Raw genomic sequence first — 19967 nt, forward strand, 5'->3', positions numbered from 1 at the left:
GATCGGAGACTGGTTGACAGATGACATAGCGAAAGCGGTCGACGGAACGGCTGAAGGCGACAATGTTGCTTTCACGCGCGTGACGACCGATTCCCGGGGGGATTGCTCCGGCGCTTTGTTCGTCGCGTTGAAAGGCGACCGCTTCGATGGCCATGAATATATAGACGCCGCTGTTTCTAAGGGCGCTGTCGCCGTACTGGCGCAACGCAAAGTGGCGGCGGACGCGGCGCAGATTATCGTGCCCGATAGCTTGGTTGGTCTGGGACGGCTGGGCGCCCTGAACCGGAGTCGCTTCGACGGACCAGTGGCGGCTGTCACCGGCAGCGCGGGTAAGACCACGGTGAAAGAGCTGCTGGCTTCTATATTGTCCCAGCGCGGCGAGGTCTGTAAGACCCAGGGCAACTTCAACAATCACATTGGCGCGCCATTGAGCCTGCTGCAGTTGACTGACGCTCACAAAAGCGCGGTGTTTGAGCTGGGAGCCAGTGCGGTGGGAGAGATCGCCTACACAGTGGCGCTTGCGCGCCCGCAGGTGGCGATTCTGAATAACGCCGCCGCCGTGCATATCGAAGGGTTTGGCGATCTGGCGAGCATTGTTAAAGCCAAGGGCGAGATCGTCTGTGGTTTACCTGAAGATGGCGTGGCGGTGCTGAACAAAGACGACGCTAACTTCTCCGCATGGGTGGAAATGGCGGGGGCGCGCAAAGTTATCAGTTTTGGTATGGATGAGTCTGCGATGGTGAGAGCGCAAGACGTGAACCTGGAGCTAAACGGCTCCACGTTTCAGTTGTGCGCGCCAGAGGGTGACATTGATGCGACGCTGCCGTTGCCGGGTGCGCACAACGTGCGCAACGCGTTGGCCGCTGCAGCTGCTGCATTGGCGTTGGGATGGACGTTGAATGAAGTCCGCGACGGTCTCGCGTCAGCGGTTCCTGTAAAAGGCCGCATGAACAAGTTACTGGGAATTAATGGGAGTGTCATTCTTGATGACACATACAATGCCAGCCCAACTTCAGTGAAGGCCGCGATTGACGTCCTGGCCCGCTATCCAGGGCGTCGAATCGTTGCGCTGGGGCACATGGGAGAACTGGGCTCCGTTGCGGAGGAAGCGCATAGGGAGGTCGCTCAATACGCCAGGGACAATGGCGTAGACATGTTATTGGGAATAGGCCGCTGGGCGGCGGAATATCGTGAAGGTTTCGGGGATGCGTCCCCGGTTGTTACTACTCATGACGACATCGCCGCATGGTTGCGCGAGCGCCTGGATTCTAACACTACGGTGCTAGTGAAAGGCTCACGGAGCGCGGCGATGGAAAACGTTGTGAAGCAGATTGTGGAGAAATGAAATCGTATGAACGTCCGTTCATCAAACGCGATGGGAGACGGGGCTAAATGCTAGTCTGGTTAGCTGATTTTCTAGCGCAGTATTTCAGCATTTTCAGTGTGTTCCAGTACCTCACGCTGCGTGCGATCCTGGGTGTCTTAACGGCGCTGCTGATCTCTTTGCTGGTGGGTCCGGTGATGATTCGCAAGCTCAGCTATTACCAGATCGGGCAAGCGGTCAGAGACGATGGCCCTGAGAGCCATTTCAGCAAAGCCGGCACGCCGACTATGGGCGGCGCTTTGATTTTGGTGGCGATTGCAGTGAGCACATTGTTGTGGGCGGACCTGACGAATCGCTACGTGCTGATCACATTGGGCGTGACCCTGTTGTTCGGCGCCATCGGCTGGGTGGATGACTGGCGCAAAGTCGTCGAGAGAAACCCTAAAGGTTTGCCGGCGCGCTGGAAGTACTTCTGGCAGTCCGTGTTCGGCTTTGGCGCGGCCGTCGTGTTATTCAAGACCGCCCATTTGCCGCAGGAAACGACGTTGATCGTTCCTTTCTTCAAGGACGTCACCCTGGCGCTTGGAGTGGGGTTTGTGCTGTTGACTTACTTTGTCATCGTGGGCGGCAGTAATGCCGTCAACCTGACTGACGGCCTGGATGGGCTGGCGATTATGCCAACCGTAATGGTGGGCGGCGCCTTGGCCGTGTTCGCTTATTTGTCCGGTCACGTGAAGTTTGCAGAGTACCTGCATATTCCTTATCTGCCGGGAACCGGTGAACTGGTGATATTCCTGGGTGCGCTAGTTGGCGCAGGGCTGGGCTTTCTCTGGTTCAACACTTATCCGGCGCAGGTGTTCATGGGGGATGTTGGCGCATTAGCGCTTGGCGCCGCGCTTGGCGTTGTGGCGGTTATCGTCCGTCAGGAATTGGTGTTTTTTGTAATGGGCGGCGTGTTCGTAATGGAGACGGTGTCCGTGATTCTACAGGTGGCGTCATACAAGCTGACCGGAAGGCGTATCTTCCGCATGGCTCCGTTGCACCACCATTTTGAGCTCAAAGGCTGGCCGGAGCCGAGAGTTATCGTGCGGTTTTGGGTCATAACCGTAGTGCTGGTGCTGATTGGTTTGGCGACGTTGAAGATCAGGTAATTCGTTCATGTCGATTTTGGCGCGCGACCGTAATATCGCTGTTATCGGGTTAGGTAAGACCGGGCTGTCCTGCGCGGATTATCTGACACGGCGCGGTTATGGCTTTTGCGTGATGGATACGCGCGAAAATCCTCCTGGGCTGGCGGAGCTTAATGCGATCAATCCGGATGTGCAGGTGGTGACCGGCGGGTTGGATCAGGACATGTTGGCGCGCGCCGACGAAATCTGGTTGAGCCCTGGCGTGCCATTGAGTCATCCAGACCTGCAGGCGGTGAAAGGGCAAGTCAAGATCTGTGGCGACGTAGACGTATTCAGTCGTGAAGCCAATGCGCCCATTTTGGCGATCACCGGCTCCAACGGCAAAAGCACCGTGACCACGCTGGTTGGCGAGATGGCGAAGGCTTGCGGCGTCAATGTCGCCGTGGGCGGCAACCTGGGAACGCCTGTGTTGGACTTGCTGGCGGACGGGGTGGAGTTGTACGTGGTGGAGCTGTCCAGCTTCCAGCTGGAGACGACTGATCGCCTGGGCGCACTGGCGGCCACTGTGTTGAATCTGTCTGAAGACCATATGGACCGCTATGCGGACATGATGGCTTACCACCTCGCCAAGTTGAGAGTGTTCTATGGCTGTCGTCGTCAAGTGCTGAATCGTGATGATGCGTTGGCGCAACCGCCCCTGAGCCGGGACGCGGAAGTTACCTGGTTCACGTTGAAGCAGCCTGAGCCAGGACAATATGGCGTGCTGGAAGAAAATGGCGACGCCTGGCTGGCGTATGGCGCGGAAAAGCTTTTGCCGGTAGAACAGATGCGCATTCGCGGCAAGCACAACTGGAGCAACGCGCTGGCCGCGCTGGCGCTGGCGGATGCTGCAGGTTTGGAGCGCGAGCCCTGTCTGCAGGCGTTGAGAGAATTTACGGGGCTGACCCACCGTTGTGAGTGGGTGGCCGATAAAGACGGAGTCGCCTACATCAATGACTCTAAAGCCACCAACGTGGGAGCGACTCAGGCGGCATTGGCCGGATTGGGTCCTGTTACGAACGGTGGAATCGTGTTGATTTGCGGCGGACAAGGGAAAGGTCAGGACTTTGCTCCTTTGGCTCCGGCGGTGAAAGAGTGGGTGTCCACGTTGATCATCATTGGTGAAGACGGCCCCAAATTAAAAGAAGCACTCGCTGGCGGCGCAATGACGTTGTCAGCTGAAACGATGGAAGAGGCGATTAAGCTGGCGGCGGAAACATCCTCTGCTGGCGATCTGGTGTTGCTGTCTCCAGCCTGCGCCAGTTTTGACATGTTCAAAAACTACGAGGATCGCGGCGACCAGTTCAAGCAATGGGTGAGGGCGTTATGAGTACGTTAACGCTTGTCGCTTCCAAAAATACCCAGACGATGACGCTGGATATGCCGTTGCTGGGCTCCGCCCTGGCGTTGGCGGCCATTGGCTTGATCATGGTGACCTCGGCGTCGGTTGACTTCGCTGACGACGCTAATGGACAGGCCTTGTACTACATGTGGCGGCATTTGTCGTACCTGCTGGCCGGCGTTGCAGTTGGCTTTGTGATTCTGCGGCTGCCTCTGCAATGGTGGCACAAGCAAAGCTGGATATTGCTGGTGGTGGCGCTGGGCTTCCTGGTGGCGGTGCTGATTCCCGGTATCGGGCGCACAGTTAACGGCAGCACCCGCTGGATCAGTCTGGGGGTGATCAATATCCAGGCGTCGGAAATCGCCAAAGTGTGTCTGGCGATATACACCGCCAGTTATCTGGTGCGCCGCCTGGACGAAGTGCGCGGCAGCTGGTGGGGCTTCGCCAAGCCGTTGCTGGTGCTGACGCTGGTGGCGTTGCTGCTGCTGATGGAGCCAGATTTTGGCGCTTTGGTCGTCACCATGTGTGCGGTGGTCGGAATGATTTTCTTAAGCGGCGTGGCGTTAAGCCGGTTCGCCGCACTGTTGATGTTCTGCGTGGGTAGCGTGGCGTTGTTGGCGGTATCACAGCCCTACCGCTTGAAGCGGTTGACGGCTTATACCGACCCTTGGGCGGATCAGTTTGACAGCGGTTATCAGCTGACTCAGGCGCTGATTGCTTTCGGGCGCGGCGAGTGGAGCGGCGTAGGCCTGGGTAACAGTATACAAAAGCTTTTTTATCTGCCTGAAGCGCATACCGACTTTGTGTTCGCGATTATCGCGGAAGAGTTGGGTCTGCTGGGTAGCTTGTTGATTATCGTGTTGTTTGGCGTGTTGCTGTGGCGCGGCATGCATGTGTCGCGGATGGCGGAGCGTGCGGGTCAGCTGTTTAACGCCTACACCGGTTATGGCGTCACGCTGTTGCTGGGCGGTCAGGCGTTGATCAACCTGGGCGTGAACACCGGGCTGTTGCCAACCAAAGGTTTGACGTTGCCGCTGATCAGTTACGGCGGCAGTAGTTTGATTATCAGTAGCCTGTGCGTGGCGATTTTGCTGCGAATTGGCTCCGAGGCGGTGAGCTGTGAACAAAATGAAGAGGCTCCGCCAAAAGTGAAAAACCGGGGAGGCGCGCAGCGATGAGCGACAAGACTTTCCTGGTTATGGCGGGCGGCACCGGCGGGCATGTATACCCGGCTCTGGCGTCTGCGCTGGCGTTGCGTGAACAGGGTGCGAAGGTCGTCTGGCTGGGCGCACGCGGAGGAATGGAGGAGCGTATTATCAGTCGCACCGACATTCCTATGCGTTTAATCACAATTGGCGGCTTGCGGGGCAAAGGCGCGGCTGCATTGTTGATGGCGCCGGTCAACCTGATGCGCGCCCTATGGCAGGCATTTAGCGTATTCCGTAAGGAAAAGCCCGATTGTGTGTTGGGAATGGGCGGATTTGCGTCAGGACCTGGCGGCATCGTGGCCTGTTTGACCGGTACGCCTCTGGTGATTCACGAACAGAATGCGATTGCGGGAATGACTAACCGTTGGCTGGCTCGCGGCGCGCGCTATGTATTGGAAGCTTTCCCGCAAACCTTTGCTCAGGCGCAATCGGTTGTGACCGTGGGTAATCCGGTCAGAGACGAACTGGCGGCGTTGCCCTCGCCGCAGGAGCGGGGAATCGGCTCAAGAAAACCCACGCTGCTTATTCTTGGCGGCAGTCGCGGCGCTCTTGCGTTAAATGAAGCGGCGCCTAAAGCGATTGCGGCCTTGCCAGAGGCTTTGCGTCCACGAATCGTGCATCAAGCGGGCGAGGGTAAGGACCAAGCCTGTCGCGAGCTTTATGCGAGCTTGGGAGTGGAGGCGGAAGTCCACGATTTTTTACAAGACATGGCCAGCGTATATGCAAATGCTGACCTGGCTTTATGTCGAGCAGGGGCGTTGACCCTTGCGGAGCTTTGTACTGTGGGATTGGGAGCCCTGCTGGCGCCCTACCCACATGCGGTGGACGATCACCAGACCGCGAATGCCCGGCACTTGGAGCAGGCAGGAGCGGCGAAGATATTTCAACAGGATCATTTAACAGTGGAAAGATTGGCTGAGACTTTGACTTCCCTGCTCGGGCAGCCGCAAAAACTGCTGGAAATGGCGAACGCCGCACGGACGTTAGCCAAGCCCGAAGCGACCAGAGAAGTGGTCAAGTATTGTTGGGAGGCATGCGCCAATGACTGAGACAACTATGAAGAATACCGTTTGGGGACCGCCCGAAATGCGCCGTATCAGACGCATACATTTTGTGGGCATTGGCGGTTCCGGTATGTGCGGCATTGCGGAAGTGCTGCTGAACCAGGGTTATGAAATCAGCGGCTCAGATTTGAAAGAGTCCGCAACGACCAGACGTTTGAGCGATATGGGGGCGATCATCACCTTCGGCCATACCGCGCAGAATATTGCCGGAGCGAATGTGGTGGTGACATCCAGCGCCGTAGCCAAAGACAACCCGGAAGTGACGGCGGCCAACGAGCAACGTATTCCGGTCATCGCCCGCGCGGAAATGCTGGCGGAGTTGATGCGTTACCGACATGGCGTCGCCATCGCTGGTACCCACGGCAAGACAACGACAACCAGTCTGATGGCGTCCGTTTTAGGTGAAGCGGGTCTGGACCCAACGTTTGTTATCGGTGGTCGTCTGAACAGCGCAGGAACCAACGCCAAGCTGGGCGCCTCTCGATATCTGGTGGCCGAAGCGGACGAGAGCGACGCGTCGTTCCTGCACCTGACGCCAATGGTGTCAGTGGTGACAAACATAGACGCAGACCACATGCACACCTATGGCGGCGACTTTGAGAAGCTGAAGCAGACCTTCGTCGACTTCCTGCATAACCTGCCTTTCTACGGCGTGGCGGTGATGTGTTACGACGATCCAGTGGTGCGTGAAATTATTCCTCGTGTAGGGCGTTCCGTCATCACCTATGGGTTTAACGAGAAAGCGGATGTGCGGGCCGTGGATATCGCACAGCAGGGGATGCAGACATCCTTTACCGCGAAGCGCCCTGGCGATCAGCCCGACTTGCGCATCAGCCTGAATATGCCGGGCAAGCACAATGTGCTGAATGCGCTGGCGGTGATAGCGGTAGCGTCTGACGAAGGGATTGCCGACGAAGCGATTGTCTCTGCGCTGAATAAATTTCAGGGCGTGGGGCGCCGGTTTCAGGTCTACGGAAATTATCCGGTGGCCGAAGGCTCGGTCATGCTGGTTGACGACTATGGTCATCACCCGAGAGAGGTGGACGCCACCATCAAAGCCATTCGCGACGGCTGGCCGGATAAGCGTCTGGTGACAGTGTTCCAGCCACACCGTTACACGCGCACCCGCGACCTGTACGAAGACTTTGTGCAGGTGTTGTCCAAAGTGGACGTGTTGGTGCTGATGGACGTTTATCCCGCGGGAGAAAAAGAAATCCCCGGGGCGGATGGACGCAGTCTCTGCCGCAGTATCCGGCAGCGTGGACAGCTTGACCCAATATTTATCGAACGTGGGCAGGATGTAAAAGCAGTGTTGAGCGGCGTGCTTCAGGACGGCGATCTATTACTGACGCAAGGCGCGGGAGACATTGGCTCAGTGGCCGGGGTATTGGCTGAAGGCGGGCTGCAGTAGCGGCTGGCGTAACGAAGCAACAAGGTAATTAAAGCGTATATGACGGTCCTCAGTTGGGAAAAAGTAAAAGACTTGCCGCCCGCCGATTTCGGCAAAGTGGCGGTGCTGTTCGGAGGCGCTTCCGCTGAGCGGGACGTGTCTCTGAAAAGTGGCGGGCAAGTGCTCGCGGCCTTACGTAACGCTGGTGTGGACTGTTTTCATATCGATCCGCGCGATGGCTTGCAGCCCTTGTTGGACGGCGATTTTGATCGAGCATTTATCGTATTGCACGGCCGTGGCGGAGAAGACGGAACCATGCAGGGCCTGTTAACCCTGCTGAACAAGCCCTACACCGGTAGCGACGTTCTCGCGTCCGCCTTGGCGATGGATAAGCTGCGCACTAAACAGTTGTGGGAAACCATGGGTATCCCGACGCCCAAGTATGCTGTGTTGGACGCCGAATGTGACTGGAATGCCATCGTGCAGGAAGTGGGCGCGGGACATCCGTTGATGGTGAAGCCTGTTCATGAAGGCTCCAGTATCGGTATGCGTAGAGTGGTGTCCGCTGAAGAGTTGGAAGCGGCCTATCTGGAAGCGGCGAAATTTGATTCAGTCGTGATCGCAGAACAGTGGATAACCGGCGCGGAATACACCGTCTCTATTCTGGGTGAGGACGCGCTGCCGGCCATCAAGCTGGAGACAGACCGCCAGTTCTACGACTACGAAGCCAAGTATCTGGTGAACGACACGCGTTACATTCTGCCCTGCGGCTTATCTCAGGACAAAGAAGACGAGCTCAAAACGCTGGCTCTGCACGCCTATCGCGCCATTGGCTGTTCTGGATGGGGGCGGGTGGACGTCATGTGTGACGCATCCGGCCAGCCTTGGCTGCTGGAAGCGAATACGGTGCCTGGGATGACGGACCATAGTCTGGTTCCCATGGCCGCAAAAGCCTCTGGATTAAGCTTTGAACAGCTGGTTTTGAGCATACTTGGTACGACATTGTAACCAGGACGACGATCGACCTGGATGGCAGTCAAGGACGACTGGACAAAATTGAAATGTACGGACGTGCGTAACGACAGTTGCGCCAAGGCAAGTAACTGAGAGTCGCTACAGCTAATGACGCCAATGAAGAAGCAGCTCGACAAATCGCTTGGTTCCCGACGCGGCGCAACTGCGACCCGCGCAAGGGAGCGCGCCGACAACCGGAATACCGGGCCGGCTGCGATCGTGCGACTGCTGGCCTTTATCCCGTGGAATCGGGTACTGCTGCACGTATCGATCTTCTGCTTTTGGCTGTTGGTGTTAAGCGCGTTGATCGCTGGCGTCAAATGGTTGGACCGTCCAGTCGCCACGGTTCAGGTGGTCGGTGAGTTGAATTACGTGAGCCGCGGAGAGGTGAAAGAGCTGCTAGCGCCGTTGCTCAACGCCAGCTTTTTCACATCCGATCTGGAAGGCGTGCGCAAAAGCCTGGAAACCCATCCCTGGATAAAGAGGGCTTCCATCTCGAGATTGTGGCCGGACGCTGTGCAAGTGGATCTGGAAGAGGAAGAGCCTTTTGTCAGATGGCGCAACCAGGGCTATATCAACGAAGCCGGGCGGTTGTTCGTTAAAGAAACCGGCGTTGTGGTGAACGGCCTGCCTTCGCTGATTGGACCGCCGCACAGCGAGCGACTGGTCTTTGATAACTTCCAGAAATGGAAGGCGGAGCTAGCCAAAGTGGGACTGGATGTGAACGGCGTGATTATGGAGTCCAGAGGCGCATGGCTGATCAGCTTTACGGATGGGTGGGAGCTTAACCTTGGGAAACAGGATGTTGAGGGACGGCTACACCGTTTTACTGTGCTGTTTGATAAGAAGCTGCACCAGGAGCGAGAAAAAATAGCGAGTGTTGACGCACGATACACCCGGGGGGTGGCGGTGAAATGGAAAGCAGACGTTACTCCGGAACAAGGTTGAATGTGAACTTTAAGACAGAGTCGAAATATATGGCGAGTTCGAGTGGGAATATGATTGTGGGGCTGGACATTGGCACATCCAAAGTGGTGGCCATTGTCGGGCAGAGAAATCAGGAAGGAGCGATTGAAGTCGTTGGCATCGGTTCCCATCCGTCACGCGGACTCAAACGGGGCGTTGTCGTCAATATCGAAACAACGGTCCAGGCCATACAACGTGCGGTGGAAGAGGCTGAGCTGATGGCCGGTTGCCGCATTCACTCCGTCTATGCGGGCATCGCCGGCAGCCACATCCGCAGCATGAACTCCCACGGCATCGTTGCGGTGCGCGACCGGGAAGTGGTGCAGGCGGATCTGGAACGAGTTCTGGATGCGGCGCAGGCTGTGGCGATTCCCGCTGATCAACGTGTGCTTCACGTCGTGCCGCAGGAGTACGTCATCGACAACCAGGAGGGCGTGAAAGAGCCTGTAGGGATGTCTGGCGTGCGCTTGGAAGCCAAGGTTCATCTGGTTACCTGTGCGGTCAACGCTTATCAGAACATCGAAAAGTGCGTGAAGCGCTGCGGCCTGGAAGTAGACGAAATCATTTTGGAGCAGCTCGCCTCCAGCTACGCGGTGCTGACGGATGATGAAAAAGAATTGGGCGTGTGCGTTGTCGATATCGGCGGCGGCACGACTGATATCGCAATATTCACGGGCGGCTCTATTCGCCACACGGCGGTAATCCCTATCGCTGGCGATCAGGTCACTAACGATATTGCGATGGCGTTGCGAACGCCAACGCAGAATGCAGAGGAAATCAAAATCAAATACGCCTGCGCGCTGACTCAGCTAGCGGGCGCGGATGAGACGATCAAGGTGCCAGGCGTGGGAGATCGCCCGTCGCGGGACTTAAGCCGGCAGTCGCTGGCGGAAGTTGTGGAGCCGCGCTATGAGGAGTTGTTCACCTTGATCCAATCAGAGTTGCGACGCAGCGGGTATGAGGATCTCATTGCCGCTGGCGTCGTGCTCACTGGAGGAACCTCCAGTATGGAGGGGGTCGTGGAGTTGGCGGAGGAGATTTTCCACATGCCGGTAAGGCTGGCGGTGCCGCAGTGGGTCACCGGCCTGAGCGATGTGGTTAGCAATCCTATGTACTCCACCGCAGTCGGATTACTGCTCTATGGATTTAAACAGCAAGAACTCGGCCGGGGCTCCCAGCACCGGGGAGAACCTGCAGAAAACCTGTTCCAACGGCTGAAGAACTGGTTTATGGGGAATTTTTAATCAGCCCAAATAGAGTCAACTCAAAGGTCTATACCAACTTGCGGAAATTAGTTTCAGGTCGCAGGTACTATAACGAAGAAGGAGAAGGGGAATGTTTGAGCTCGTAGATAACGTACCACAAAATGCAGTCATTAAAGTTGTAGGCGTTGGCGGCGGCGGCGGCAACGCAGTTCGTCACATGCTCGCCTCTTCGGTGGAAGGCGTGGAGTTTATCTGCGCGAACACCGACGCTCAGGCGTTGCGTGATGTCGACGCCAAGCACGTGATTCAACTCGGCGGCAGCGTCACCAAAGGGCTGGGCGCCGGAGCCAATCCAGAAGTCGGTCGTCAGGCGGCTATGGAAGACAGAGAGCGCATCGCGGAAACGCTGAGAGGCGCGGACATGGTCTTCATTACTGCTGGCATGGGCGGCGGCACCGGAACGGGCGGCGCGCCGGTTGTAGCGGAAATCGCCCGTGAGATGGGCATCCTGACGGTTGCAGTAGTCACCCGTCCGTTCCCGTTTGAAGGCGGCAAGCGCATGAAAGTTGCGGAAGCCGGCCTGCGTGAATTGGGACAACACGTCGATTCACTGATTACGATTCCCAACGAGAAGCTGTTAAGCGTCATGGGCAAAAACACCAGTCTGCTGGATGCTTTCGCCGCGGCTAACGATGTGCTTTTGGGGGCTGTACAGGGAATTGCGGATTTGATTATCCGTCCTGGAATGATAAACGTAGACTTTGCGGACGTTCGCACCGTTATGTCCGAGATGGGCATGGCGATGATGGGCACCGGCGTTTCCAGCGGCGACAATCGCGCTCGTGAAGCGGCGGAAAGAGCCGTACGCAGCCCGCTGCTTGAAGATATCAATCTGCAGGGCGCGCGTGGGATTCTGGTCAACATTACTGCAGGCATGGATCTGTCTTTGGGCGAGTTTTCTGAAGTGGGCGCCACCATTGAAGAATTCGCTTCCGACGCTGCGACAGTGGTTGTTGGAACGGTAATCGATCCAGAAATGAAGGATGAGTTGCGGGTGACAGTGGTCGCCACGGGTTTGGGCGGTGTGCATGACCGGCCGACCAAGGTGGTGGACAACTCTTCCCGGACTATGAACGGCACAACTGATTATCATCAGCTGGAGCGTCCGACTGTGATGCGTAAACGCGCTACTTCAGTTGTGGGCAATGCGGCGGTGGATCGTCGGGCCGTAGGGGATGAGCAAAACGTGGACTATTTGGACATACCTGCGTTTTTGCGTCGTCAGGCGGATTAAATGAGAATGAGTTCGGTCTTTTAGGTTGGTGCACCTAATACCTTTCTGGTATGATTTGGCCGAATTTTATCCAGATTTTGGTAAATCATTGAAATGATAAAACAGCGCACACTTAAAAACATCATCCGAGCCACTGGCGTTGGTCTGCATTCAGGGGAGAAGGTCTACCTGACCTTGAAACCGGCCCCAGTGGACACGGGTGTTGTATTCTGCCGTACAGATCTCGATCCTATCGTGGAAATCCCGGCGCGTGCTGAGAACGTAGGCGAAACCCTTCTCTCTACGACTCTCGTAAAAAACGGAGTGAAGATAGCAACCGTTGAACACTTGCTGTCAGCTCTGGCCGGTCTTGGTATCGATAACTGCTACGTTGAGTTGAGCGCAGCCGAAGTGCCTATTATGGATGGCAGCGCCGGTCCGTTTGTATTTCTGATTCAATCGGCGGGCATTGCTGAGCAGGACGCGCCCAAGAAATTTATCCGCATCAAGCGCGAAGTAACGGTGACTGACGAAGACAAGCGGGCTACCTTTGTACCGTTCGACGGTTTCAAAGTGACTTTTAGCATAGACTTTGATCATCCTGTGATCAAAGGCCGCTCACAAGAGACAGTTATCGACTTTTCCAGCACTTCTTTTGTTAAAGAAGTTAGCCGTGCGCGGACATTCGGATTCATGCGCGATATTGAAAAATTGCGTGCAATGAATCTGGCTTTGGGCGGCAGCATGGATAACGTTATCGTTGTCGATGACTTCAAAATTCTCAATGAAGACGGCTTGCGCTACGAAGACGAATTCGTCAAGCACAAGGTGTTGGACGCGATTGGAGATCTGTACCTGTTAGGCAACAGTCTGATCGGTGAGTTTAAAGGGCACAAGTCGGGTCACGGCTTAAATAACAAACTTCTTCGTGAGCTTATTTCCCAAAAGGATGCTTGGGAGGTTGTGACCTTTGAAGACGCCAGTGAAGCGCCGATTTCCTACCTGAAACCAGTGCTGGCCTAAGATTTCTAGTCCGCTGTATGAGTTGAAAGAGCCTCCAGTGCTTTCTTCAACTCAGGGTCGTCACAGAGCTGAGCTTCTTGTTTGAGAAGCTCAGCATTCTTTTGCGAAATTGGTTTCGCCTTCCTTTTTGTCTTCGCTTTAACTTCCGTTGGCTCCACGCGAATCTTGAACTGATAAGCAAAATCGAAATCTTTATGCTTGCGTAGTTCCGGTAGAGACGTGTGTTGATTCATGCGCAACTGAGTTGCGGTGACGGCATCGGGGACGGTTACGCGAATAACGCCATCTTTAACTGATGACAGAGTTACCTTGCCGCGTAGTTGATTGGGCAGGCATTGTGAGAATATCTGCTGCAGCTTATCCAGTTGCAGAGCCCGATGAAAAAGAGACTCCAGCGTAGGGGAGGATGACGACAAAATATCTCCCAGCTTTCGATCTCTATCAGGCATTACAGTTAACCAAAGATTAAAGGTTCGTTACATTTGCAGACATCAACTATCACAACATCTGTTACAATTTACAAGTATAGTATTTTTAGATAACCTCCGTCGTTTATATAATTCAGGCAACTCAAAACCCTGGAAAAGCATGAATATTATCTTCCTGAGAGATGGACATGGTCAGTCACGCGCCCGTTCTATGGGCGCGCGCGCAGTTGTGCTGACGACGGTCCTTGCGCTGTCTCTGGTGGCTGCATTGTCGGCGGCGGCGTTTTGGCTTGGACGGCAGTCCGCTGCGTCGGACGCTTCTATCACTCCTGAACTGGTTAGAACTTGGCAGGAAAATCTGAAACAACAGAAAGAAGAAATCCGCACTTATAAGTCGCTTGCGCAACAGAATATAGATGCCCTGACGCTGCGTATGGGCGAGTTGCAGGCGAGACTGTTGCGCCTTGATGCGCTTGGGCAACGTCTTACCGACGTCGCTGGTCTGGATGAAGGGGAGTTTGACTTCGAATCATCGCCGGCATTAGGTGGGCCAGAAGAGCCTGCCTTGGAGCAATCTTTTTCTGTTCCTATGTTAACGCAAGTGCTGGAGTCCATTGAGCAGCAGGCTGAGTCCCGTGAGCAACAACTGCGGGTGATGGATGAGCTATTCGTCAACCAGCGCTTTCAACGAGAACAGTTTGTCGCGGGTCGTCCAATCAAGAAGGGCTGGTTGTCTTCCCATTATGGCTTTCGTTCAGATCCGTTCACTGGCAAGCGGGCGTGGCATTCTGGCGTAGACTTCGCTGGCAAAGAGGGCAGCGATATCGTTGCGGTCGCTGGTGGGGTTGTGACCTATTCGGAAGAGCGCTTCGGCTACGGTAATCTGGTTGAGGTTAATCATGGCGGAGGTTTGGTCACTCGCTATGCGCATTGCGCCAAACTCATGGTTAAAACCGGGGATGTCGTGCAGAAGGGACAAATTTTGGCGAAGATGGGGAGCACAGGGCGTTCTACTGGGCCCCATGTTCACTTTGAAGTTCTTCAGGATGGGCGTTCTGCAAATCCCACAAAATTTATTCACCGCGCAAGTCGGTAACACTTTTTTAGGGCCTTGATGTAACCCACGTCAAGGCCTTGCGATTACTGGCTTTCCCCCACATTCAGTCTAGCCAATTTAAGGCGTTTCTATCTCCCTACCGCGCGCATTGCTTGTTACTAGGGGTAACAAGTGTGCACTAATCCCTTTATTGCTGTAACAAATTGAGGTTAGAATGCGGAGCTTGGAATTACGCTCCCGCTGAATTTATATCTCCTTCGGCAAGGTGGCTCCAAATCCATAAAGTAACGAGTAAGCGATTCCGCCACGAGCGGAGCCTCCATAAACGCTTCAAAGAGACAGGTAATTTCGTTAGTTATGTTTTCATCTATCGCCAGGAAAATTTTCGGCAGCAAAAATGCCCGCGAAATTAAGCGCATGGGCAAAGTTGTCAAACGCATCAACGAACTGGAAGAGTCAATCAGCGCATTAGACGAAGCCGCTCTTAAAGCAAAAACTCAGGAGTTTCGCTCTCGACTTGAGAAAGGAGAAACGCTTGATCAAGTGTTGCCGGAAGCATTTGCGGTAGCGCGAGAGGCCGGTAAGCGTGTGATGGGCATGCGCCATTTTGATGTTCAGTTGATCGGCGGTATGGTGCTGCATGAAGGCAAAATTGCAGAGATGCGTACCGGGGAAGGTAAAACGCTGGTAGCAACGCTTCCCGTATACTTGAATGCCCTGACCGGAAAAGGCGTACACGTAGTCACCGTAAACGATTATCTGGCGCGTCGTGATGCGGACTGGATGAGGCCTCTGTACGAATATTTGGGGTTGAGCGTTGGCGTCGTGGTGAGCGGGCAGGACAGTGAAACCAAGCGCGCCGCTTACGCATCCGACATTACTTACGGAACCAATAACGAATTCGGTTTTGATTACCTGCGTGACAACATGGCGTTCAGCCTCACCGACAAGGCGCAACGCGGACAGCATTTTGCGATTGTCGACGAGGTTGACTCGATCCTGATTGATGAGGCGCGGACGCCTTTGATCATCAGTGGCCCAGCTGAAGACAGCTCTGAGTTGTACAGAAAGATTAACGAGTTGGTTCCTCAGCTCAAGAAAGGTGAGCAGCCAGAGGAAGGGCAGCCAGTTGATGGGCACTTCACTGTTGATGAGAAAAGTCGCTCAGTTGAGCTGTCGGAATCAGGCCACTCTTATGTAGAAGATCTGCTAACCAAAAACGGTTTGCTGGAAGAAGGCGACAGTCTCTACGCCGCCACGAACCTGGGTCTACTGCACCATATCAGTTCTGCTCTGCGCGCCCATCATTTATATAGTAAAGACGTTGACTACATCGTGCAGAACGACCAAGTGGTGATTGTTGACGAACATACAGGCAGAACCATGCCGGGCCGCCGTTGGGGTGAAGGTCTGCACCAGGCGATTGAAGCGAAAGAGCGCATCAAAATCCAAGCTGAAAGCCAGACACTTGCTTCTACTACCTTCCAGAATTACTTCCGTCTTTATGAAAAGCTTGCCGGTATGACCGGCACCGCTGATACCGAAGCCTTCGAGTTCCGCCAGATTTATGGTTTGGACGTCATTGTTATTCCTACCAATAAACCGATTAAGCGTATTGATTACAATGACTTGGTATATCTGTCCGTGGATGAGAAATTCCAGGCGGTTATCGACGATATCAAGGATACAGTGACGCAAAATCGTCCTGTGTTGGTGGGTACGGCCTCTATCGAGGCGTCCGAATATTTGTCGGCCATGCTGAAAAAAGAAGGCATCGCTCACAATGTCTTGAACGCGAAACAGCACGAGCGTGAAGCGCATGTTATTGCGCAAGCAGGTCGTCCTGGCGCAGTCACCATCGCCACTAACATGGCGGGTCGCGGTACCGATATCGTCTTGGGCGGAAACTGGGAAGCCGACGTCGCTGAGTTGGAAGATCCAACACCAGAGCAAATCGCTCAACTCAAAGCCGATTGGCAGAAGCGCCATGATCAAGTAATCGCTGCGGGTGGTCTGCATGTCGTTGGCTCTGAGCGCCATGAGTCTCGGCGTATCGATAACCAGCTACGGGGACGTTCGGGTCGTCAGGGCGATCCTGGCTCGACCCGTTTCTACCTGTCTTTGGAAGATAACCTGATGCGTATTTTCGCCTCTGATCGGGTGAAAAATATTATGCAGGCGTTGGGTATGCAGAAAGGCGAAGCGATTGAGCACCGGATGGTGAGCAACGCTATCGAAAAAGCTCAGCGTAAGGTAGAAGGCCGCAACTTCGACATTCGTAAATCGCTGCTGGAATATGATGACGTGGCGAACGATCAGCGTCATGTCGTTTACGAACAGCGTAACGAAATTATGGCGACCGACGATATTTCGGAAATGATCGATGCGATCCGCGGCGACGTGGTCAACGCTACGGTCAGCCAGTTTATCCCGCCGCAAAGTTTGGCCGAACAGTGGAATATTCCAGGGCTTGAGAAGCAGTTGGAGTCTGATTTTGGCGTTGATTTACCTGTGCAGCAGTGGCTGGACGAAGACAAGCGTCTGCATGAAGAGACCTTGCGCGAGAAAATCCTGCAGGCGGTAGTTGATTCTTATCGTGAGAAAGAAGAAGTGGTTGGCGCATCCGTTATGCGCAACTTCGAGAAGCAGGTATTCCTGCAGGTACTGGATACCTTGTGGAAAGAGCACCTTTCCAATATGGACCTGCTGCGTATGGGTATTCACTTGCGTGGTTACGCGCAGAAAAACCCCAAGCAAGAATACAAACGTGAAGCCTTTGAGCTGTTCCAGAATATGCTGGATACCATCAAGCATGACGTAGTTAGAGTGATCTGCCATGTCAGGGTGCAGAAACAGGAAGAAATGGAAGAGCTGGAGCGCCGTCGTCGTGAAGCACTGGCGCAGCAAATGCAGCGCGCCCAGGCGACTCACCCTGAAGCGTCAGAAGAAGATGTCGATGCGGAAGAGCAGGATGAAAGCTCTGACGCGCCTTATGTTCGCGACCACAAGAAAGTCGGCCGTAACGAGCCTTGCCCATGTGGTTCCGGCAAAAAATATAAACAGTGTCATGGTCGCCTGGAGTAATTGAGATGGCTGTGGGGCATGCGCCTTTACCCGAGTTTCACCCTGTTGCGGGCGTCCGTATCGGGGTTGGGTCCGCCGGCATTAAAAAGCCGGGCCGTAAAGACCTGGTTGTGTTTGAGCTATGTGAAGGAGCGCGAACCGCCGCTGTTTTTACCAATAACGCTTTTTGCGCTGCGCCAGTCACGCTGGCTAAGCGTCACCTTGCTGAGGGCGCGCCTCGTTACTTGTTAATTAACACTGGCAACGCCAATGCGGGCACGGGTCGGCAAGGTCTGGATAACGCCATGCGATGCTGTCAGACGTTGGCGCAGCTTGGCGAAGTGGCGTCTGAGCAAGTATTGCCGTTTTCCACGGGGGTCATTGGCGAGCCGCTGCCTGTCGATAAAATCGTAGCAGGGTTGCCCAGCGCACTGGGTAGTCTCAGTGACAACGCTTGGGCTGAAGCTGCTCAAGGGATAATGACGACGGATACCCGGCCTAAAGGCGCCACTGTGCGTCTTGAAATTGATGGCGTGGCGGTTCATATCAGCGGCGTCAGTAAAGGCGCTGGGATGATTAAGCCGAATATGGCCACAATGCTGGGCTTTGTCGCGACGGACGCAGATATCGAGCCGGAACTGCTGCAACGCATGCTGACTGCCGCCGCCAATAAATCTTTTAATCGCATCACCGTAGATGGAGATACCTCCACCAATGACGCTTGTGTACTGGTGGCGACAGGGCGTTCCGGCGCACTGAGATTTACTGAGGCGAATGCTGAGCTTTGGCGACCATTCCAGGAAGCGTTGGATGACTTGATGCAACGGCTTGCTCACGCCATTGTCAGAGATGCGGAAGGAGCGACTAAGTTCGTCGCCATCAACGTTCAGGGCGCGGCGGCGCTTAGCGAAGCGCTTGATGTCGCCTACACCATCGCCCATTCTCCCTTGGTCAAGACCGCATTATTCGCCAGCGATCCTAATTGGGGCCGCATACTGGCGGCGGTTGGGCGCGCAGGCCTGCAGGACCTTGAGGTTGAGCGTATTAATATTTACCTCAACGAAGTATGCATTGTTGAGGGCGGCGCCAGGGCGGCTTCATATACGGAAGAGGCTGGACAAGCGGTGATGGATCTTGAGGACATTACAATTCGAGTCGATCTGGGTCGCGGAGAAGTAGAAGATACTGTCTGGACCTGCGACTTCTCCCATGAATACGTCACTATCAATGCTGAATATCGCACCTGATCGCTGTGACAGGTGCTGTGGAGACGGAGAATGAAAGCCGTTCATGTCGCTGTTGCGGTGGTTCTTGATCAGCACAATAGAGTGTTGGTGGCCCGCAGACCTGACCACTTGCATCAGGGTGGGCTGTTAGAGTTCCCTGGAGGTAAAGTCGAACCAGGTGAAACGGTTTTGGCGGCGTTGCAGCGTGAACTTTTTGAAGAAGTTGGCGTCCAAGTGGATGTATCTGAGGACGCAACGAACCCTTTGATCCAAATAGAGCATCACTATCCCGATAAGCATGTATTGCTGGATGTGTGGCGCGTATCCCGATTCTCTGGCGAAGCGCAAGGCCGTGAAGGTCAATATGTGGCTTGGCTGGATCTGAATGAGCTTGACCCCGAGGCGTTTCCCGCCGCTAATCGTGAGATCATCGCGGCGTTGCGGCAAGCCAGTTAGTGACCTGAGCGAGGAGTGCGGATGGCGGAACTCACCCATCTTGATGAGAAGGGCGCAGCGCATATGGTGGACGTTTCTGATAAGGAAACGACAACCAGAGTAGCGCGAGCGGAGGCATTGATTCGAATGCAGCCGGAAACCCTGGCTATGATTACCGAAGGTCGGCACAAAAAAGGCGATGTCTTTGCTGTCGCCCGTATCGCTGGCATTCAAGCGGCGAAAAAAACGTCTGACCTGATCCCCCTATGCCATAGCCTTAATCTGACTTCGGTGAAAGTAAACCTGGAGGCGGATTCAAGCGCTTCCCTGGTACGCATTGAAGCGATATGTAAGCTTGATGCGAAAACCGGTGTGGAGATGGAAGCGCTGACAGCGGCCAGTGTGGCGGCCCTGACCCTTTATGATATGTGCAAGGCGGTGGATAAAGGGATGGTGATCGAGTCGGTGCGCCTGCTGGAGAAGCAAGGCGGACGCAGCGGCCATTGGCAGGTGCAGGAGTAAGCCATGATAAAGGTATTGTTTTTCGCGAAGTTGCGGGAGCAGGTGGGTCGTTCTGAAATAGAGTTACCCGCTTTGGATTTCGGGAGCAATGTAGCTGCGCTGTTAGATGCGGTGGTTGCGGAGATTCCAGAAGCCGAGCCTGTCTTGAGGCAGGGAAATATCCTGGCGGCCATAAACCAGGAAATGGCTCCCTTGAGCGCGACAGTTGCAGACGGTGATGAAGTCGCATTCTTTCCGCCTGTGACCGGCGGGTGAGAG

Annotated in this window: 18 protein-coding genes; 17 read left to right on the plus strand and 1 reads right to left on the minus strand. The window is 54.9% G+C overall.

The genetic code is table 11. From position 1 onward, the window contains the following. The first annotated feature begins 13 nt into the window (after nucleotides 1-13). From murF to lpxC, 11 genes are all read left to right on the plus strand, one after another. Nucleotides 14-1345: a UDP-N-acetylmuramoyl-tripeptide--D-alanyl-D-alanine ligase gene (gene murF / locus KP814_RS10545; RefSeq protein ID WP_253938301.1), complete on the plus strand. Its 1332-nt coding sequence runs from the start codon at nucleotides 14-16 to the stop codon at nucleotides 1343-1345. A gap of 47 nt (nucleotides 1346-1392) precedes the next feature. Beyond that, nucleotides 1393-2475 (plus strand): phospho-N-acetylmuramoyl-pentapeptide-transferase, encoded by a 1083-nt coding sequence (gene mraY / locus KP814_RS10550; RefSeq protein ID WP_127968633.1) that lies wholly within the window; start codon nucleotides 1393-1395, stop codon nucleotides 2473-2475. A gap of 7 nt (nucleotides 2476-2482) precedes the next feature. Then, nucleotides 2483-3823, plus strand: coding sequence for a UDP-N-acetylmuramoyl-L-alanine--D-glutamate ligase (murD, locus tag KP814_RS10555; RefSeq protein WP_216736739.1), 1341 nt, complete (start codon nucleotides 2483-2485; stop codon nucleotides 3821-3823). Next, nucleotides 3820-5013, plus strand: coding sequence for a putative lipid II flippase FtsW (gene ftsW, locus KP814_RS10560; RefSeq protein ID WP_216736740.1), 1194 nt, complete (start codon nucleotides 3820-3822; stop codon nucleotides 5011-5013). Before murD ends, ftsW begins: the two co-directional genes overlap by 4 nt. Further along, nucleotides 5010-6092 carry an undecaprenyldiphospho-muramoylpentapeptide beta-N-acetylglucosaminyltransferase gene (gene murG / locus KP814_RS10565; RefSeq protein ID WP_216736741.1) on the plus strand — a complete coding sequence of 361 codons (1083 nt, stop codon included), beginning with the start codon at nucleotides 5010-5012 and terminating at the stop codon, nucleotides 6090-6092. The genes ftsW and murG overlap by 4 nt, the downstream gene beginning before the upstream one ends. Next, on the plus strand, nucleotides 6085-7518 hold the full coding sequence (murC, locus tag KP814_RS10570; RefSeq protein WP_371824052.1) for a UDP-N-acetylmuramate--L-alanine ligase: 1434 nt from the start codon (nucleotides 6085-6087) through the stop codon (nucleotides 7516-7518). The genes murG and murC overlap by 8 nt, the downstream gene beginning before the upstream one ends. 39 nt (nucleotides 7519-7557) lie before the next feature. After that, nucleotides 7558-8505, plus strand: a complete 948-nt coding sequence (locus KP814_RS10575) for a D-alanine--D-alanine ligase (protein WP_216736742.1) — start codon at nucleotides 7558-7560, stop codon at nucleotides 8503-8505. A 114-nt stretch (nucleotides 8506-8619) separates the two neighbouring features. Next, nucleotides 8620-9459, plus strand: a complete 840-nt coding sequence (locus tag KP814_RS10580) for a cell division protein FtsQ/DivIB (RefSeq protein WP_216736743.1) — start codon at nucleotides 8620-8622, stop codon at nucleotides 9457-9459. Nucleotides 9460-9488: 29 nt separating this feature from the next. Then, the gene (ftsA, locus tag KP814_RS10585) at nucleotides 9489-10721 is read left to right on the plus strand and encodes a cell division protein FtsA (RefSeq protein ID WP_216736744.1); all 1233 of its coding nucleotides are present in this window, start codon (nucleotides 9489-9491) and stop codon (nucleotides 10719-10721) included. A 91-nt stretch (nucleotides 10722-10812) separates the two neighbouring features. Further along, nucleotides 10813-11976, plus strand: coding sequence for a cell division protein FtsZ (ftsZ, locus tag KP814_RS10590; RefSeq protein WP_127968639.1), 1164 nt, complete (start codon nucleotides 10813-10815; stop codon nucleotides 11974-11976). Between the two features lie 93 nt (nucleotides 11977-12069). After that, nucleotides 12070-12978, plus strand: a complete 909-nt coding sequence (gene lpxC, locus KP814_RS10595) for a UDP-3-O-acyl-N-acetylglucosamine deacetylase (protein ID WP_127968640.1) — start codon at nucleotides 12070-12072, stop codon at nucleotides 12976-12978. Between the two features lie 5 nt (nucleotides 12979-12983). Here the strand turns inward: lpxC and KP814_RS10600 are convergent, their stop codons facing one another. Further along, entirely contained in the window at nucleotides 12984-13427 is a 444-nt protein-coding gene (locus KP814_RS10600; protein WP_216736745.1) for a DciA family protein, read from the minus strand. Nucleotides 13428-13566: 139 nt separating this feature from the next. On the opposite strand from KP814_RS10600, the gene KP814_RS10605 reads away from it, so the two are divergent. The 6 genes from KP814_RS10605 to KP814_RS10630 all read left to right on the plus strand — a co-directional run bounded on the left by KP814_RS10605 (nucleotide 13567) and on the right by KP814_RS10630 (nucleotide 19964). After that, the gene (locus KP814_RS10605; RefSeq protein ID WP_216736746.1) at nucleotides 13567-14502 is read left to right on the plus strand and encodes a M23 family metallopeptidase; all 936 of its coding nucleotides are present in this window, start codon (nucleotides 13567-13569) and stop codon (nucleotides 14500-14502) included. Between the two features lie 318 nt (nucleotides 14503-14820). Then, complete coding sequence (gene secA / locus KP814_RS10610) at nucleotides 14821-17547, plus strand: preprotein translocase subunit SecA (protein WP_216736747.1); 2727 nt, start codon at nucleotides 14821-14823, stop codon at nucleotides 17545-17547. Nucleotides 17548-17552: 5 nt separating this feature from the next. Next, nucleotides 17553-18773 carry a bifunctional glutamate N-acetyltransferase/amino-acid acetyltransferase ArgJ gene (gene argJ, locus KP814_RS10615; RefSeq protein WP_216736748.1) on the plus strand — a complete coding sequence of 407 codons (1221 nt, stop codon included), beginning with the start codon at nucleotides 17553-17555 and terminating at the stop codon, nucleotides 18771-18773. A 30-nt stretch (nucleotides 18774-18803) separates the two neighbouring features. Continuing rightward, entirely contained in the window at nucleotides 18804-19208 is a 405-nt protein-coding gene (gene mutT, locus KP814_RS10620; protein WP_216736749.1) for an 8-oxo-dGTP diphosphatase MutT, read from the plus strand. A gap of 21 nt (nucleotides 19209-19229) precedes the next feature. Continuing rightward, a complete protein-coding gene (gene moaC, locus KP814_RS10625; RefSeq protein ID WP_127968646.1) occupies nucleotides 19230-19709 on the plus strand; it encodes a cyclic pyranopterin monophosphate synthase MoaC in 480 nt (159 codons plus the stop codon). Between the two features lie 3 nt (nucleotides 19710-19712). Then, nucleotides 19713-19964, plus strand: a complete 252-nt coding sequence (locus tag KP814_RS10630; RefSeq protein ID WP_216736750.1) for a MoaD/ThiS family protein — start codon at nucleotides 19713-19715, stop codon at nucleotides 19962-19964. Nucleotides 19965-19967: the final 3 nt, after the last annotated feature.

The sequence above is a fragment of the Hahella sp. HN01 genome, from assembly GCF_018986435.1.
In the GTDB taxonomy this organism is placed as follows: Bacteria; Pseudomonadota; Gammaproteobacteria; order Pseudomonadales; family Oleiphilaceae; genus Hahella.

Coding starts and splice junctions, on each gene's coding strand:
- mraY (WP_127968633.1), top strand. CDS start 1,393: ATGCTAGTCTGGTTAGCTGATTTTCTAGCGCAGTATTTCAGCATTTTC.
- murD (WP_216736739.1), top strand. CDS start 2,483: ATGTCGATTTTGGCGCGCGACCGTAATATCGCTGTTATCGGGTTAGGT.
- ftsW (WP_216736740.1), top strand. CDS start 3,820: ATGAGTACGTTAACGCTTGTCGCTTCCAAAAATACCCAGACGATGACG.
- murG (WP_216736741.1), top strand. CDS start 5,010: ATGAGCGACAAGACTTTCCTGGTTATGGCGGGCGGCACCGGCGGGCAT.
- murC (WP_371824052.1), top strand. CDS start 6,085: ATGACTGAGACAACTATGAAGAATACCGTTTGGGGACCGCCCGAAATG.
- KP814_RS10575 (WP_216736742.1), top strand. CDS start 7,558: ATGACGGTCCTCAGTTGGGAAAAAGTAAAAGACTTGCCGCCCGCCGAT.
- KP814_RS10580 (WP_216736743.1), top strand. CDS start 8,620: ATGACGCCAATGAAGAAGCAGCTCGACAAATCGCTTGGTTCCCGACGC.
- ftsA (WP_216736744.1), top strand. CDS start 9,489: ATGGCGAGTTCGAGTGGGAATATGATTGTGGGGCTGGACATTGGCACA.
- ftsZ (WP_127968639.1), top strand. CDS start 10,813: ATGTTTGAGCTCGTAGATAACGTACCACAAAATGCAGTCATTAAAGTT.
- lpxC (WP_127968640.1), top strand. CDS start 12,070: ATGATAAAACAGCGCACACTTAAAAACATCATCCGAGCCACTGGCGTT.
- KP814_RS10600 (WP_216736745.1), bottom strand. CDS start 13,427: ATGCCTGATAGAGATCGAAAGCTGGGAGATATTTTGTCGTCATCCTCC.
- KP814_RS10605 (WP_216736746.1), top strand. CDS start 13,567: ATGAATATTATCTTCCTGAGAGATGGACATGGTCAGTCACGCGCCCGT.
- secA (WP_216736747.1), top strand. CDS start 14,821: ATGTTTTCATCTATCGCCAGGAAAATTTTCGGCAGCAAAAATGCCCGC.
- argJ (WP_216736748.1), top strand. CDS start 17,553: ATGGCTGTGGGGCATGCGCCTTTACCCGAGTTTCACCCTGTTGCGGGC.
- mutT (WP_216736749.1), top strand. CDS start 18,804: ATGAAAGCCGTTCATGTCGCTGTTGCGGTGGTTCTTGATCAGCACAAT.
- moaC (WP_127968646.1), top strand. CDS start 19,230: ATGGCGGAACTCACCCATCTTGATGAGAAGGGCGCAGCGCATATGGTG.
- KP814_RS10630 (WP_216736750.1), top strand. CDS start 19,713: ATGATAAAGGTATTGTTTTTCGCGAAGTTGCGGGAGCAGGTGGGTCGT.